Source organism: Pseudarthrobacter sp. NKDBFgelt (genome assembly GCF_046097905.1).
GTDB lineage: Bacteria > Actinomycetota > Actinomycetes > Actinomycetales > Micrococcaceae > Arthrobacter > Arthrobacter polychromogenes.
This window is the reverse complement of the sequence record NZ_JBJURL010000160.1, coordinates 1-1,958: the sequence shown is the minus strand read 5'-3', so window position 1 is coordinate 1,958 and position 1,958 is coordinate 1. Positions and strand designations below refer to the sequence as shown.

Genomic DNA, 1,958 nt, shown 5'->3' with positions numbered 1-1,958 from the left:
AGGAAAGTCAGGGCCACCAGAGAGGTGGCACGCACGTTCCCGTCCAGGACCTTCACGGCCACGGAAACTCCCTGCGCTGTGGCCATGGCCAGCACGCCCTCCGCGCCGATTTTGGCGATAATCTCCAGCTCATCCATGACCAGCGTGTTGGCCTCGCCGATGCCCTGGACGGCCCAGGGGTAGTCCAGCATGGAGGTGGCGATGGTGGCGGCGCGGGCGCTGAAGCTTTGGTCGCCCGGTGCTTTTGACAGCTGCGAGTACCCCCGGGCAAGTCCCTTGAGGGATACCGCTGCCACGGGTGCGCCGCAGCCGTCGATACCCAGGTGGGCAATCTTCTCGCCCGTGTATTCCTCAACTACGGTGCGGACCCGCTGCTGCAGCGGATGGTTGGGCTCCAGGTAGCTGTGTGTGTCCCACCCGTTCTCCGTGCAGGCCCACAGAAAAGCCGCGTGCTTGCCGGAGCAGTTGAACGCCAGGCGCGACTTCCCCTTTTCGGAGCGCACCAGCCAGTTCCGGGCCGTCTCATCCTGCGGCCACGCCTCCGGGCACTGCAGCTGGTCCTCACGGACTCCAGCGGCCTTGAGCATTCCCGCCACCACGTCCATATGGTCCAGTGACCCGGTGTGGCTTCCGCAGGCTACAGCTACCTGGGCGCCCCGCAGCGGGACGCCGGACTGCATGGACGCCAAAGCCTGGAAAGGCTTGAGCGTGGACCTGGCCAGGATGGGCGTGTTGATGTCGCCCAGCTCAGTAACCACGGATCCGTCCGCTGCCAGGAGAACGGCGGACCCGATGTGGCGGGATTCCACAAAACCGCTGCGTTCGACGACGGCCAGTTCCACGGCGGAGTCCACGGTAAAGGTGGCATGGGGGTTGTGGGGCATGGTGCCAGTCTATGGGTCGCCCCCCGGAATGCCTCGCTATTCCACGGTGACCATCACGGACTGCCACCCGGACGCGCCGTCGGGAACAGGGTCGGCGCGCTGGTCCGTCTGTACCTCGCCGGAGCCGTCGGTGGCCCGGACCTTGATGTAGTGCTGCCCGGGAGTGGCGTCCCACTGGTAGGACCATTGCCGCCAGGTGACCAGCGACGCCTCCGTGGAAAGCTCGGCTTCCATCCAGTCGCCGTCGTCCACCTGGATTTCCACCTTGGTGATCCCCCGGGTCTGTGCCCAGGCGGTGCCGCCCACGGCAACCTTCCCGGCAGGTACCTTGGCGAAGGACTTGGGAACGTCCACCCGCGCCATGGTCTTGATGGGGCCGCGTTCGGACCAGCCCCGTTCCGTCCAGTACGCCTTGCTGTCGGCGAACCGGGTGACCTCCAGGTCCACCACCCACTTGGTGGCGGACACGAATCCGTACAGGCCGGGGACCACCATCCGCACCGGGTAACCGTGCTCCAGCGGGAGCGGCTCGCCGTTCATGCCGATGGCCAGCATTGCGTCCCGGTCGTCCTGCAGCACTTCCAGGGGCGTTGAGGCGCTGAAGCCGTCGATGGAGGTGGAGAGCACCATGTCCGCGCCATCCTTGGGCCGAGCGCGCTTGAGTACTTCGCGGAGGGGGAACCCCAGCCATTTGGCGTTGCCGGCGAGGTTGCCGCCCACGGGGTTGGACACGCAGGTGAGCGTCACATGGGACTCGATCAGGTCGGCGTCGAGCAGGTCCTGGAAGGTGAGCCGGATTTCCTCCTCAACCATGCCGTGGACGCGGAGCTCCCAGTCCGCCACGTCGATTTCCGGCACGCTGAGTGCGGTGTCGATGCGGTAAAAATCGCCGTTCGGAGTCACCCATGGCTGCACCCCGGGCACCGGAGACTGGACGCCGGCGGGAACGGCAGGCGCCGCCTTGGCGGGCGAGGGCAGCTGCAGGGCATCCCGCGCCTGGAGGATATTGCTGCGGGCGGCGCCCAGCATCCGTCCACCTGTTGCGGCCAGGCCGGCAGCGGCTGCGGTGATTCC

Annotated in this window: 2 protein-coding genes; both read right to left on the bottom strand. The window is 67.0% G+C overall.

The genetic code is table 11. From position 1 onward, the window contains the following. On the bottom strand, positions 1–884 hold an 884-nt coding region (locus ACKAE7_RS20825; protein ID WP_408980201.1), incomplete at its 3' end, for an asparaginase. A 36-nt stretch (positions 885–920) separates the two neighbouring features. After that, a partial coding sequence (locus tag ACKAE7_RS20820) for a molybdopterin-dependent oxidoreductase (protein ID WP_408980200.1) occupies positions 921–1,958 on the bottom strand: 1,038 nt, incomplete at its 5' end.